We start from the raw sequence: 14314 nt of genomic DNA on the forward strand, positions 1-14314 counted from the left end.
GAGCGTGGTTATTTCCACGGCGCCATCGCGTGAAAGACGCCATCGCGCCGCACGAGCGCATGAAACAGCGCTGCCGCAAGATGCACGACGATCAGCGCGAAGAAGCACAACGCAAGGAACCGGTGCGCGTTCCAGAGCAGCGTGTGCAATGAATTGCTGTGCGGCAGAAGCGATGGCAAGCGAAGGCCGCATATCACGATCGGATAGTCGGCCGCGGACAACATGCCGTAGCCGAGGAGCGGCAACGCGATCATCAGCGCATAGAACGCCAGGTGCGACAGATACGCGGCGAGCTTCATCGGCTCGGGCATATCCGCGGGCAAGGGCGGCGCACCGCGCGTGATTCTCACAACGAGACGAATCAGCGCGAGCACGAGTATCGCGACGCCGAGCGGCTTGTGTATCGACACGAGCGTCAGATAGTCCGGCCTCACCGTCGACACCATGCCGACGCCGATGAACAACATCGCGAGAATGCAGATCGCCATGATCCAGTGCAGGGCGCGTTGCAGCGGCGAGAACCGCTCGTTGATCGCGTTCATTGCTGGGCTCCTTGCGACGGCGTGTGCGGATAATCCTTGTCCTCGGCGGTGCGTCGATTGAACGATACGGAATACGCGGCCGAGCGCGCGGCAGGGAATGGATCGTCGGATACGCGCATGCCGGCGGGCAACACGGTCGGATCGAAGTTCAGATCGCGGCACGGTCCGTCCGGCTCGGGCTCGATCGACTTCACGACGAGCGTCCCCACTTCGATCGTATGCCGGTCTTCAGGCCAGGCCTTGCTCGGATCGGCGGTGGCATCGCCTGGATTGGCGACGGTGACGGCCATCGCCCAGCGCTGCGGCGCGCTTTGCACGCGCTTCGTGATCTCGGCATCGAGGAAATTCGCGCCCTTCTGCTTCAGCTCGTCGGGCGTCAGGTTCTCGGGCTTCGCCGCCGGAACGAAGGACCAGCGCACGGTCTGGTCCTGACCATCCGCGTTCGTGAAGACGAAGCTGTTCAGGCTGTTATAGCGCTCTTCCGCATACGATCCCGTCCACGGCGCGCTGCCCGCCCACGCGCCGAACGCGGCGATCTCGGGATGCGCCGCGGCGAACTTCTGCATCGACTCGGGATCGTTCTTGTTGGCGAGCGCGCGTTGCAGCTCGTAGAAAGCCTGCGGCGTCGCGACGGGGAAGAACGGGGCATCGATCATCGCGGAGCGCCACTCGCTTCCGTCGGGCATCGTGATGCGCAGGCTCAGGCCGCGCACGCGCGCCATCGCGTCGGATGCTTTCGGGTCCGGCGTCGCGAGATTGAAGCGTCCCGTGACCGGATACGTGCCCGGCATGAACATCTTCGCTTTGGAGATCGCGGCGCCCGAGCCGTTGGATTCGAAATCGCCGCTGAAGCAGATGCCCTTCGCGTGATTGCGCCTGAAACCCGGCACCGCGCCGCCGGGCGGCGCAAGGCTGCCGACGATCTTCGCCGGCGTGAGGCGATTCGGCGTGAGCCAGCCCGCCGTGTAGGCAAAGGCCGCGACCAGCACGACGACGATGGCCGCGATGAGGATCAGCGCGGGAAGGGGCGAACGCGGGGAGGCGGATTTGTCAGGCATCGTAGTCTCTCGATCAACGATTCTGTTGCACGGTAATCTAGCAGCGTGACGGAAATCGTGCCAGCAACGCGCAAAATTCGCAGATACCCCGAGCCCGCCCGCGCTACCCCGCCTTCAGCACCCGCAACGGCAACGCGCCCGCCGCCTCGCCTTCCGCGCCCTGCTTCGCCTCGCGCATCGACAGATAGCGCAGACAGCAGACGCGCAAAAACGACGCGAAATTGGTCGGCGCCTCGCCGCGCAGCGCGATCAATTCGTCGTAGAGCTTGACGGCGAACTGGCTCGTCGTCAGATTCTCGCGTCCGGCGATTTCCTGCAGCACGTCCCAGAAGAGATTTTCGAGCCGCACCGTGGTGATCACGCCATGAATGCGCAGCGAACGCGTGCGCGATTCGTAGAGGATCGGATCGGCGTTGATATACACCCGACACATGACGTCAGCCTCCAGGAAACGGGCCGTCATGCGCGCGCACGACGGCCGATCGAAAAAACTACTCCGCAACGCGCTCAGCGGCAATCGCGTCAAACCCTGCGCTGCTTCATTTGTCCCGCGATGTAATCGGCCTGACGGATCGCCAGCGTGACGATGGTGAGCGTCGGGTTTTCCGCCGCGCCGGTCGTGAACTGGCTGCCATCGGAGATGAAGAGGTTCGACACTTCGTGCGTCTGGCCATGCGGGTTGCACACGCCGTCGCCGGCTTTCGCACTCATGCGCGCGGTGCCGAGATTGTGCGTCGACGGATACGGCGGCACGAGATACGTCGCCTTCGCGCCCGCCGCTTCATACACCGCGCTGCCCTGCTTGTACGCGTGCTGACGCATCGCTTCGTCGTTCGGATGATCGTCGAAGTGGACGTTCGGCACCGGCAATCCGTACTGATCCTTCACGTCGGTATTGAGCGTGATGCGGTTCGATTCGCGCGGCATATCCTCGCCGACGATCCACATGCCCGCCGTGTACTGATACTGGTCCATCGCCGCCGCGAAGTTCGGCCCCCACGAGCCGGGATCGAGGAACGCCGCGTAGAACGGCAGCCCGAGCGAAAGCGTCTCCAGGTGATAGCCGCCCGCGAAGCCGCGCTTCGGATCGAACACGGATTCGTCTTCGATGATGCCCGCCATCGTCGTGCCCTTGAACATCTCGACCTTGTCGTTGAACACGCCGTAGACCGAGCCGGTGGTATGCCGCATGTAGTTGCGGCCGACCTGGCCCGAGCCGTTCGCGAGGCCATCGGGGAACTTGCTCGAATGCGAGTTGAGCAACAGGCGCGGCGTCTCGATCGCATTGCCCGCCACCGCGACGACGCGCGCCTTCTGCCGCTGCATCTTGCCGTCCTTGTCGACATAGACGACGCCCGTCGCCTTGCCGCGCGCATCGTGCTCGATATTCACCACATGCGATTGCGGACGCAATTCCATGCGGCCCGTGGCCTGCGCGCGCGGCAGCTCGGTATAGAGCGTCGACCACTTCGCGCCCGTGCGGCAGCCCTGAAAACAGAAGCCGCGCTGGAAGCAGTGCGTGCGATCGTCGCGTACCGTGCTGTTGATCGCCATATGGCCGGTGTTGCACTCCTTGTAGCCGATCTTCGTCGCGCCCGCCGACATCACCTTGAAGTTGTTGTTGCCCGGCAAGCCCGGATTGCCGTTCGTGCGCGTCACGCCCATCTTCTTTTCGGCGCGATCGTAGTACGGGTCGAGTTCCGCGCGCGTCACCGGCCAGTCGAGCAGATTGGCGCCCTGAACGTCGCCGTATGTCGTCTTCGCCTTGAACTCGTGCGGCTGGATGCGCAGGCTCGCGCCCGCCCAGTGAACCGTCGTGCCGCCCACGGTCTTGCAAATCCACGCGGGAAGATTCGGAAAGTCTTTCGCGACGCGCCACGTGCCCGATGTCGTGCGATTGTCCAGCCACGACAGTTGCTTGAACGCGCTCCACTCTTCCGTCGCGAAATCGCCTTGCGTGTGCATCGCGCCGGCTTCGAGCACGACCACGTCGACGCCCTTCTGCGCAAGCTCGTTCGCGAGCGTCCCGCCGCCCGCGCCCGATCCGATGATCACCACGACGTGACCGTCGTTGTGTTTGAACTGCACCTTGTTGTCCGTGTACATGTCTGCCTCCGTTTTCCGTCGGATCGCTGGATTGGTTTAGCTGTCTTTCGGAATCGGGCCGCTGTCGGCCGCGGGCGGATCGGGCAGCCAGGACAGGTTGTTGAAGCCCTGATAGAGATAGCCGCCATCGCCTTTCGACGCGCCATAGCCGAAGTGCTCGTAGGCCATCGCGTTGCTGTACAGGGACACCACGGCGGTGCTGCGCACGGTGTTGAAGAACGGCGTGCCCGCGAGCGCCGCGACGTCCTGCGCCTTGTCGTTCGCGCCGCGCTTGGTCCAGTCGGAGCCGGACTTCGCGTCGAGTTGCGCGACGCCATCGGCGAGTTGCTGACGCACGGCGGGATCGGCTTTCGCTTTCGCGTCCAAGTCCTTCACCACGAGCGCGTACACGGCGTCATCGAGCGTGGCGTGCGGATAGATCTGCCGCGTGACCTGCAGCAGCACTTCGCCCTGATGCGTATCGAGACCTTGCATTTCGAGCGCCCAGACGCGGCTCGGCGCGAGGCTCGCGAAGATCGACGTCGCGGCGATCGTGCCGACCAGCACGCCGGTGCCGCGCAGGAATTCGCGCCGTGTCAGTGCGATTTTCGGGGGTGCGGCGGCGATTTCATCGTGGTCGTGATGATGATGATGTTCGTCGTCGTGCGCGCGCCGCTGCGCGACGATCGGAATGATCGTGTCTCGCATGTCTCTCTCCTTGTGGGGCACTGCAACAGCTTATTTATATGGTCCCGCCCGATGCATCGACTACTCGTAATGTCCGTGCCGTTCGAGTACTTCGACCTTGTAACCGTCCGGATCCTGAATGAAGAAATACCGCGCGATCAGCGAGCCGTCGTCGTTCTTGAATTCGCGCACGTCGTTCGGCGTGAGACCGAGGCCGATCAGACGCTCGCGCTCCGCTTTCACATCCGGCACGCTCACCGCGACGTGGCCATAGCCGTCGCCGTGCGTGTACGGCTCCGCGCGCCCCTTGTTCCAGGTGAGTTCGAGCTCGGCGTTCGTTTCGTCGTTGCGCAGATAGGCGAGCGTGAAGTCGGGAAAGTCCAGCCGATGCGCGACGCCGAGGTCGAAAGCCTTCTGATAGAAATCGAGCGAACGTTGCAGATCCTGCACGCGAATCATCGTGTGAATGAGCTTTGACATGGGCGCCTCCTCCTTGAAACAAGTGTAGGAAGCCTCGCGCGCAAAGGGTAATGGCCGGCTAAATCGGGCCTAGGCGTTTCCCTGAGCTTCGTGAGCGCACGTGATCGGAGATGCGCGCAAACGAACATATCGGAACATAAACGAAACTATTTGTCGCATCCGCGATAACTTCGCCGCTCAGTAGTACGATAAATGACGGTTTACGATGCTTGAATATTCGAATTCGATCATCGCGAACTCTGGGTAAAACGGGCACGGCGCGCCGCCGCTTCTCGCCCGCCGAGAACAACGGAGACTCAATCTTGAAAACAGTCATCGGCTTGCGCTGGTGGATCATCGCGCTCGTCTGCGCGGGCACGATCGTCAACTATCTTTCGCGCAACGCGCTCGGCGTCATGGCCGCCGAGTTGAAAACGCTCATGAACATGAGCACGCAGCAGTACTCGTATGTCGTCGCCGCGTTCCAGGTCGGCTACACCATCATGCAGCCGGTCTGCGGACTCATCATCGACATCGTCGGGCTGCGGCTCGGTTTCGCGCTCTTCGCGTGCCTCTGGTCGGCGACGGGCATGGCCCACGCGCTCGCCACCGGCTGGATGTCGCTCGCGGCGCTGCGCGGGCTCATGGGCCTCTCGGAAGCCGTCGCGATTCCCGCGGGCATGAAGGTCGTCGCGGAATGGTTTCCCAATCGCGAGAAGTCGGTCGCGGTCGGCTATTTCAACGCCGGGACGTCGCTCGGCTCGCTCTTCGCGCCGCCGCTCGTCGTCTTTCTTTCCTTGCGCTACGGCTGGCAAAGCGCGTTCGTCGTGACCGGCGCGATGGGCTTCGTCTGGGCCGCGTTCTGGTACTGGCTGTATCGCGCGCCGGGGCAGCATCCGAAGATCGGCGAGAAGGAGCACAACACGATCGTCGAAGGGCAGACGCCCGTCACGAACCGCTCGGGCGAGAAGCGGCGCATTCGCGAAGTGCTCGGCACGCGCCGATTCTGGGCCATCGCGCAGGCACGCTTTTTCGCCGAACCCGCGTGGCAGACCTTCAGCTTCTGGATTCCGCTCTATCTCGCGACCGAACGTCACATGGATCTCAAGCAGATCGCCATGTTCGCGTGGCTGCCGTTTCTCGCCGCCGATCTCGGCGGACTGTTCGGCGGCTATCTTTCGCCGTTCCTGATGAAGCGTTTTCGCGTGCCGCTCATCGCGTCGCGGATCACGGGCGTCGTGCTCGGCGCGTTCATGATGATCGGGCCGGCGTGCATCGGGCTGGTCGCGTCGCCGTATGAAGCCATCGCGTTGTTTTGCGTCGGCGGCTTCGCGCATCAGATGATCTCCGCGCTCGTCAACACGCTCGCCGCCGATGTCTTCGAGCCTGGCGAAGTCGGCACCGCCGCGGGCTTCGCGGGCATGGCGGCGTGGATCGGCGGACTGGGCTTTTCGCTCGTCGTGGGCGCGCTCGCGGATTCTGTCGGCTACACGCCGCTCTTCGCCGCGCTCGGCGCATTCGATCTGATCGGCGCGGCGCTGCTCGTCGTACTGATGCGCGGCGTGAAAAGCGACGCCAATCCGCCCGCAACGGCGCATCGGGCCGCCTGAGATCGAATCAACCGGAAACACATCATGGCCAACATGAAGAATCGTCCGCAATTCGCGATATCGGAGCGAGCGGACAACCGTGTCGCGCTAAGTTCCGCCGATGGCGCGCGCATCGAACTGTTCGTCCTCGCCGACGACATCATCCGTGTGCTGGTGCTGCCGCACGGCGAATTACGCGGCCCTCGCACATGGGCGATCGCGCCCGGACAGGAAGACGTGCCGCTCGAAGGGCGCGACCGTTTCGATACGAGCGGCTTCGCGCGCACGCCGTTCACGTTGTCGGGCGATGCCGGGCGTGTCGTCATCGAAACCGCGCAGATTCGCCTGACGGTCGCGCTCGATGGCGGCTTCTGTTCGTGGCAGATCCTGCGCGGCGGAGCGTGGCATCACGCGATGAGCGACCGCAAGACGCAGGCGTACAACTTCGGCTGGTGGGACGCGCGCGTGTATCACTACGTCGAGCGCAAGCCGGGCGAAATGGTCGTCGGACTCGGCGAACGCGCGGGCTCGCTCGATCGCGCGAATCAAAGCTACGAGATGCGCAATGTCGATGCAATGGGCTACAGCGCCCGCACGACCGATCCGCTCTACAAGCACATTCCGTTCTACGTGACGTGGCAGCCGGAAACATCGACGGGCTTCGGCCTCTTCTATGACACGCTCGCCGATTGCCGCTTCGACATGGGCCGCGAGCTCGACAACTATCACGGGCACTATCGGCACTTCGTCGCGGAGCATGGCGATCTCGACTATTACTTCATCGCATCGCCCGATACGCCGCTTCACGCCGTGCGCCGCTTCACGTGGCTGACGGGCCGGCCCGCGTGGATGCCGAAGTGGGGCCTCGGCTACTCCGGCTCGACGATGAGCTACACCGACGCACCCGACGCGCAAACGCGCATGGCCGAATTCATCGACCGATGCCGCGAGCACGACATCCTGTGCGACTCGTTCCATCTGTCGTCGGGCTATACGTCGATCGGCGGCAAGCGCTACGTGTTCAACTGGAACCGCGACAAGTTTCCGGATATCGACGGCTTCGTCGCCAGCTATCTGCGCGAAGGCGTGCGGCTCTGCCCGAACATCAAGCCGTGCCTGTTGCAGGATCATCCGTTGTTCGATGCCGTCGCCAGCGCGGGGCTTCTGATCGCAGCGCGCGACGGCGAGCCCGCGTGGGTGCAGTTCTGGGACGAGGTCGGCGCGTATCTCGACTTCACGAATCCGCGGACCATCGACTGGTGGAAGGCGCGCGTGACGGACAGCCTGCTGAAGCACGGCATGACCGCGACCTGGAACGACAACAACGAATTCGAAATCTGGAGTCCCGACGCGATCGCGCACGGCTTCGGCCAGCCGTTTCCGGCGCGCGAAGCCAAGGTTCTGCAGACGCAACTGATGATGCGCGCGTCGCGCGACGCGCAGCGCGAACATGCGCCCGACGTGCGGCCATTTCTCGTGTCGCGTTCGGGCGGCGTCGGCATGCATCGTTATGTGCAGACGTGGTCGGGCGACAACTACACGTCGTGGGACACGCTGCGTTTCAATCTGAAGATGGGCCTCGGTCTCGCGATGTCGGGCGTATCGAACAGCGGGCATGACATCGGCGGCTTCGCGGGGCCTGCGCCCGAGCCGGAGTTGCTGTCGCGCTGGGTCGCGTTCGGCATCTTCCTGCCGCGCTTTTCCATTCACTCGTGGAACGACGACGGCACCGTCAACGAGCCGTGGATGTATCCCGAGATCACGCAGGTCATTGCGGGGCTGATCAAGCTGCGTTACCGGCTCATCCCGTACCTGTACGAACTGCTGTGGCGATCGCATCAGGCGTATGAGCCGGTGCTGCGTCCGATGTTCGCCGAATTCCCCGGCGATCCGCTCTGCCTCGAAGATGGCGACGACATGATGCTCGGCTCGTCGATGCTCGTCGCGCCGGTCGTCGAGGCGGGCCACAGCGAGCGTCGCGTTTATCTGCCGATGGGCGCGCGCTGGGCATCGTACTGGAGCGGCGAAGTCTTCGACGGCGGCGAGACGATCACGCAGCCCGCGCCGCACGATCGCCCGGTCATGCTGATTCGCGAAGGCCACGTGATTCCGTTGAACATCGCGGAACAGCACTTCGCACGGCCCGCCGATGAGCGCGCGTTCATCGCGTTGCCGTGCGCGGGCGTCGGCGTCGCGCGGGGCGAGTGCATCGAAGACGACGGCGAGAGCGAAGCCTGGCGCGGCGGTGCGCAAGGGCGCTGGAACGTTGTCATCGAAAGCGATGCGCAAAGCCTGCGCATCACGATCGAACGTCACGGCGCGATGCCGCGCCTGCAGGACGACGTGTGTGTGAGCGTGCCGGCATCGGATATGCGCCACGCGATCTGCACGACGGGCAACCTGATAGACGATCTGGTCATTGACGGCTGGCGTCATATCACGCTGCGTCTCGCGACCTGAGCCTTATCACTCCACGGAAAAAGCAACCAGCAATGAAGCATTCGAATCGCGCCCGCATGGGCGCAGGCGTCCTCACGTCCACTTCTCTCGCTGTCGCACTGTTCAGCGGCACGGCGGCGGCCCAAAGCAGCGTCACGCTATACGGCGTCGTCGATAACGCGTTCGCGTATGTCAATAATCAGCGCGGACATTCCAACTTCTACATGAGCCAAGGGAATCTGCAGGCGAGCAAGTTCGGCCTGCTCGGCGCGGAAGATATCGGCGGCGGCACGAAGGCCATCTTCCGTCTCGAAAGCGGCTTCAATTCGTTGACGGGTGCGCAAGCCAGTTCAGGTGTGATGTTCAACCGGCAAGCGTACATGGGCCTGAGCAACGAACGCTACGGCACGCTGACGCTCGGCCGCCAGTACACGCCCTACTTCAGCATGGTCGGCGCGCTCGGCCCGACGGGCGTCTTGACCGGCGCGACCGGCGCCCATCCCGGCGACGTCGATGCCCTCGACACCACGCTGCGCTTCAACAACGCGGTCACGTATGCATCGCCGGTCATCGCGGGATTTGCGTTCAGCGTGCAATACGGCCTCGGCGGCGTGCCGGGCAGCATCGCGAGAGGCAGCAATTTCAGCGCCGCGCTGCGTTACGACTACAAGCCGTTCTCGATCGCGGCAGGCTACGTGAAGCTGAAGGACATCGCGACGAGCCCGGCGCTCGGCACCTTCGCGATCAACTCGCCGGTGAACAACGGCTACGCGAGCGCACAGAGCGCCCAATTGATCGCGGCGGCCGCGCGCTACACGTACAACGATCTGATGCTCGGCGTCAACTATTCGAACGTGCAGTACGCGCCCGGATCGCGCTCGCTCTTCACCGACGAAGCCGTGTTCAACAGCTACGGCGCGATCGCCACGTACCGGGTCACGCCCGCGGTGAACGTCGCGGCGGGTTACAGCTACACGCGCGCGAGCAAGGCGAACGGCATCGCCGATGCGGCGCAGTATCACCAGATTTCGTTCGAAGAGACGTACAACTTGTCCGCGCGCACCACGTTCTACGCGCTGCAGGCGTATCAGCGGGCGCATGGCAAGTCGCTCGTCGCATCGGGCGCGGGAAGCACGGTCATCGCGAATGCGGTGGCGGTCGTCGGCGATTCGCAGAATGCATCGCCTTCGTCGGGACCGTCGCAGTTTGTCGCGATGGTGGGCATCCGGCACGCGTTCTGATTCCGTAGAGACAACGGCGAAAGCGAGAAGGAACAGTCCGAAAGCAAAGCGAAATTATTTGTTGCAGAAAGAGGCGCGTCTATTCGCGCAGTAGTACGATATTTCTCGCACTTCTGCGCGAAGGCATCGCGCCGCCTGCGACCGGCACGCCTCGATATACGCTAAGGAATGCGAATAATACTAATGCACCACGCCACAATCACGACTCTAGCTAAAGAACGCCCGCTTTATGAATGGAAACCTTGTTATCGGATCGGCCTTTTCCTACCAGATCGAGCAAATCGAGCCTTTCGTTAAGTCACTTCGTCGATATTACGGCGGGAAAGTAGTTCTTTTTGTTCAGAATCTCGACGAGGCCACACGTGCGTTCTATGAGCATCACAATATCGACACGCATGAAATAGCAGAGACGATCGATTTCGGAACCATCAACGTGATGAGATTCCAGATGTATCATCAGTTCTTGAACAACGTCGCTGCGTCTCAATTCAGAAAGGTTTTTCTTGTCGATACGAGAGATGTGATTTTCCAGGGTGATCCGTTCACCAACACGGATATGGCCAGTCTGTACCTTTATGCCGAACCGGAAATGATTGGAGCGTGCGCGGTAAATGCTGACTGGTACAAGCAACTCTACGGCGACACAGGCCTTGCAGAAGTAAAGAATCAGTTGATCATCTGCGGCGGCGCGATATTGGGAACGAGAGACGCAGTTCTCAATCTCATCGAGATATTCTGGGCCGAACTCGGCGTACTGGCAGGGAATCAGAGATTTTTTGGCAAGTGCGATCAGGCGCTCTTGAATTACCTGGCGTATAACAAACTGAAGAACTGGATCCTTGGCGCGACATATTCCAGCAATGTGGCGACCCTGCATCACGCGAAATACTTCAAGTTCAATTCCAATGGGCAGTTGCTGAATGCGAATGACGAGCCGATCCCGGTGGTGCATCAGTATGACCGCCGGGAGTGGTTCAAGGACCTCCTGCTGCGCCAGGTCTGATATCCGTCTTCGGCAGGCGAAGCGCTTCTCGCGCTTCGCCGATTTTCTACTTAAGCATCCACCTCCGCGCGAATTCATCGAAACGCGCGACCTCTTCCGACTGCCACTGCGGCGTTTTCCCCAACTCTTCCGCAACGATCCGAGCCACGTCCGGCGCCGCATCGCGGGCAGCGGCGGAATCCAGAAACAACGCGCGATTGCGCCGCGCCAGCACATCTTCGACACAGCGAGCGAGTTCGGCGCGCACCGCGAAACGCGTCTGCGCTTCGGTCAGCCCGCTCGCCTTCACCAGCACGTTTTGGGCGCCCGGCAGCCGTCCGATCATTGCGGCATCGGAACCGTAGTAGCCGTGCTGCTCCGCCGTCGATCCATGCAGCGGCAACGATGCCGTGCAGCACGGCGCGGCGGACAGCAGTTGCTTCGACACAGCGAGATCGATCACCTGCTGCGCCATCAGGCGATACGTCGTCCACTTGCCGCCCGTCACGGTGATCATGCCGGTCGCACTCATCTCGATCGTATGCTCGCGCGACAACGACGCCGTCGATGCCGCGCCATCGTTCTTCACGAGCGGACGAAGGCCCGCCCAGACGCTCAGGACATCGTCGCGCGTCGGCTTCACGGACAGATAATCCGCCGCCGTCGCGAGGATGAAGTCGATGTCCTCGTCGCTCGCGCGCGGATCGAGCGGCAGGTCTTCGCGCGGCGTGTCCGTCGTGCCGACGATCGCATGCCCATGCCACGGCACGATGAACAACACGCGGCCGTCCTTGGTCTTGGGCACGAGAATCGCACTGTCGCTGCGAAGAAAGCGGCCTGGCAACGTCAGATGCACGCCCTGGCTCGGCGCGACGATCGGGCGCGCGCCGGGCTCGGCCATCGCGCGGATTGAATCGACCCAGACGCCCGTCGCGTTGACGAGACACCGCGCGTGCACCGCGAACCGGTCGCCAGTTTCGACATCCTCAACCTCCACCCGATGACGCCCCGCCTCGCGATCGAACTGCACGCCGCGCACGGCGGCATCGTTCAGCGCCACGCCGCCGAGATCGAACAGCGTGCGCATCAGCGTGACGGCGAGACGCGCGTCGTCGAACTGACCGTCGAAATAGAGCGTGCCGCCGCGCAACGCGCGACCGTGCAGGCTTTCGGCGAGCATCGGCGATTTGGCGCGGGTTTCGGCGAGATCGAGGCTGCGGCTCGCGCGCAGATTGAGCGAACCCGCGAGCCAGTCGTAGATTTTGAGGCCGGCGCCGTAGGTCAGCTTGTCGCCGAGCCGGTAAGCCGGGACGATGAAACCGAGCGCGTGCACGAGATGCGATGCGTTGCGCGCGAGCAGTCCGCGTTCACGCAACGCCTCGCGAACGAGCGGGATATTGCCTTGCGCGAGATAGCGGACGCCGCCGTGCACAAGCTTGGTCGCCTTGCTCGACGTGCCCTTCGCGAAATCGCGCGCCTCCAGCAACAAGGTCCGATAACCGCGCGACGCCGCATCGACGGCCGTACCGAGGCCGCTCGCGCCGCCGCCGATCACGACGACATCGAAGCACGGCGTCTGATCCACTTCGCGCAAGATCGCCGCGCGTGCAGGTGGCATGTTCGTTTTCATGTCAGACCGTGGAAGTAGTTTGATCGGCGGGACTTTCCCATGCGCGGGCGCGATCGATCGCGCGGTGCCAGCGCTCGATATGCATCGCGCGCTCCGCTGCCGCCATCGCGGGTTCGAAACGGCGCGCGGCGGGCCACTCGCCCGCGATTTCCTCGCGGCTCGACCAGAAGCCCGAGCCGAGTCCCGCGAGGCAGGCCGCGCCCAGCGCGGTCGTCTCCGTGATGCTTGGACGCACGACGGGACGGCCGAGCAGATCGGCCTGAATCTGCATCAGCAGATCGCTCTGCGATGCGCCGCCGTCCGCGCGAAGCTCGCTCACGGCGATGCCGGCATCGGCTTCCATCGCGTCGAGGACATCGACGGTCTGGAGCGCGATGGCTTCCAGCGCCGCCCGCGCGATATGCGCACGGCCCGTGCCGCGCGTCATGCCGAGCAGCGTGCCGCGCGCATACGGGTCCCAGTACGGCGCGCCGAGGCCGGCGAATGCAGGCGCGAGCACCACGCCTTCGCTCGATGCGCACTGCGCGGCGAGCGCGTTGATTTCCGCCGCGTTCTCGATGAAGCCGAGCCCATCGCGCAGCCATTGCACGATCGCGCCGCCCATGAAGACCGCGCCTTCCAGCGCATAAGTTCGCTGCCCGCCGAATTCCCAGCCGATGGTGGTCAGCAGCCGATGCCGCGAAGCAACGGGCTGCGCGCCCGTGTTCATCAGCATGAAAAGGCCCGTGCCGTACGTATTCTTGACGAGGCCCGGTTCGACGCAACCCTGGCCGAACGTCGAGGCCTGCTGATCGCCCGCGACGCCTGTGATCGGAATCGCCGCGCCGAACAACGCGGCATCGGTATGCGCGATCGCGCCGCTCGACGCGACCACTTCAGGAAGCACGGCGCGCGGGATATCGAAGAGCGCAAGCAGCTCGTCGTCCCATGCGCCTGTGCGAATGTCGAAGAGCGCGGTGCGCGCGGCGTTCGATACGTCCGTCACGTGCCGCCGCCCTCCGCTCAATTGCCACACGAGCCAGCTATCGACGGTGCCGAAAGCCAGTTCGCCATTGCGTGCCCGCGCGCGCAGTCCGGGCGCGCTGTCGAGCAGCCACGCGAGCTTGGTCGACGAAAAGTACGGATCGATACGCAGCCCGGTCTTTCGTTCGATGAGCGCCTGCGCGCCGCATTCGATCAGCCGCGTGCAGTGCGCAGCGGTGCGCCGGTCCTGCCAGACGATCGCCGGCCCGACGGGCGCGCCCGTTTTCCGGTCCCACAGCAGCGTGGTTTCGCGCTGATTGGCAATGCCGATCGCGGCGATGTCCGAAGCCTGCGCGCCCGCCTTGCGCATGACCTCCTGCGCGACGGCCAGTTGCGACTGCCAGACGTCGGCGGGATCGTGCTCGACCCAGCCAGGCTGCGGATAATGCTGCGCAAACTCTCGCTGCGCGCTGGCGATCACGTTGCCCGAACGGGCGAAAAGCATCGCGCGGGAACTGGTCGTTCCCTGATCGAGGGCAAGGATGAAACGTCGCTGGCTCATGCGGCCACTCCAGACAGCCGGTTGAATGTATGTTCGAAAACGAATGTCGATATTCGTTTACAACCATCCTAGCATCG

The 14314-nt window shown here is 63.5% G+C and carries 12 protein-coding genes; 4 read left to right on the plus strand and 8 right to left on the minus strand.

Translation table 11 applies throughout. The annotated features are described in order from the left end of the window. Positions 1-8: 8 nt before the first annotated feature. The 6 genes from AWB76_RS18635 to AWB76_RS18660 form a co-directional block, all read right to left on the minus strand. Positions 9-542, minus strand: coding sequence for a cytochrome b (locus AWB76_RS18635; RefSeq protein WP_061161615.1), 534 nt, complete (start codon positions 540-542; stop codon positions 9-11). Beyond that, positions 539-1600, minus strand: a complete 1062-nt coding sequence (locus AWB76_RS18640) for a catalase family peroxidase (RefSeq protein ID WP_061161616.1) — start codon at positions 1598-1600, stop codon at positions 539-541. The genes AWB76_RS18635 and AWB76_RS18640 overlap by 4 nt, the downstream gene beginning before the upstream one ends. A gap of 103 nt (positions 1601-1703) precedes the next feature. Beyond that, positions 1704-2033, minus strand: coding sequence for a ribbon-helix-helix domain-containing protein (locus AWB76_RS18645; RefSeq protein ID WP_061161722.1), 330 nt, complete (start codon positions 2031-2033; stop codon positions 1704-1706). Between the two features lie 89 nt (positions 2034-2122). After that, entirely contained in the window at positions 2123-3706 is a 1584-nt protein-coding gene (locus AWB76_RS18650; protein WP_061161617.1) for a GMC family oxidoreductase, read from the minus strand. A gap of 36 nt (positions 3707-3742) precedes the next feature. Next, positions 3743-4393, minus strand: a complete 651-nt coding sequence (locus tag AWB76_RS18655; RefSeq protein WP_061161618.1) for a twin-arginine translocation signal domain-containing protein — start codon at positions 4391-4393, stop codon at positions 3743-3745. Between the two features lie 60 nt (positions 4394-4453). Then, a complete protein-coding gene (locus AWB76_RS18660) occupies positions 4454-4852 on the minus strand; it encodes a VOC family protein (protein ID WP_061161619.1) in 399 nt (132 codons plus the stop codon). 302 nt (positions 4853-5154) lie between these two features. On the opposite strand from AWB76_RS18660, the gene AWB76_RS18665 reads away from it, so the two are divergent. The 4 genes from AWB76_RS18665 to AWB76_RS18680 all read left to right on the plus strand — a co-directional run bounded on the left by AWB76_RS18665 (position 5155) and on the right by AWB76_RS18680 (position 11103). Next, entirely contained in the window at positions 5155-6441 is a 1287-nt protein-coding gene (locus tag AWB76_RS18665; RefSeq protein ID WP_061161620.1) for an MFS transporter, read from the plus strand. A 24-nt stretch (positions 6442-6465) separates the two neighbouring features. Beyond that, a complete protein-coding gene (locus AWB76_RS18670; RefSeq protein WP_061161621.1) occupies positions 6466-8880 on the plus strand; it encodes a glycoside hydrolase family 31 protein in 2415 nt (804 codons plus the stop codon). Between the two features lie 32 nt (positions 8881-8912). Next, a complete protein-coding gene (locus tag AWB76_RS18675; RefSeq protein WP_061161622.1) occupies positions 8913-10100 on the plus strand; it encodes a porin in 1188 nt (395 codons plus the stop codon). Positions 10101-10329: 229 nt separating this feature from the next. Further along, positions 10330-11103: a hypothetical protein gene (locus AWB76_RS18680; RefSeq protein ID WP_061161623.1), complete on the plus strand. Its 774-nt coding sequence runs from the start codon at positions 10330-10332 to the stop codon at positions 11101-11103. Between the two features lie 46 nt (positions 11104-11149). Here the strand turns inward: AWB76_RS18680 and AWB76_RS18685 are convergent, their stop codons facing one another. Together AWB76_RS18685 and glpK are read right to left on the minus strand one after the other, a co-directional pair. Next, positions 11150-12700, minus strand: a complete 1551-nt coding sequence (locus tag AWB76_RS18685; protein ID WP_374729934.1) for a glycerol-3-phosphate dehydrogenase/oxidase — start codon at positions 12698-12700, stop codon at positions 11150-11152. 13 nt (positions 12701-12713) lie between these two features. Beyond that, on the minus strand, positions 12714-14237 hold the full coding sequence (gene glpK, locus AWB76_RS18690; RefSeq protein ID WP_061161625.1) for a glycerol kinase GlpK: 1524 nt from the start codon (positions 14235-14237) through the stop codon (positions 12714-12716). Positions 14238-14314: the final 77 nt, after the last annotated feature.

Source organism: Caballeronia temeraria, assembly GCF_001544795.2.
GTDB classification, from domain to species: domain Bacteria; phylum Pseudomonadota; class Gammaproteobacteria; order Burkholderiales; family Burkholderiaceae; genus Caballeronia; species Caballeronia temeraria.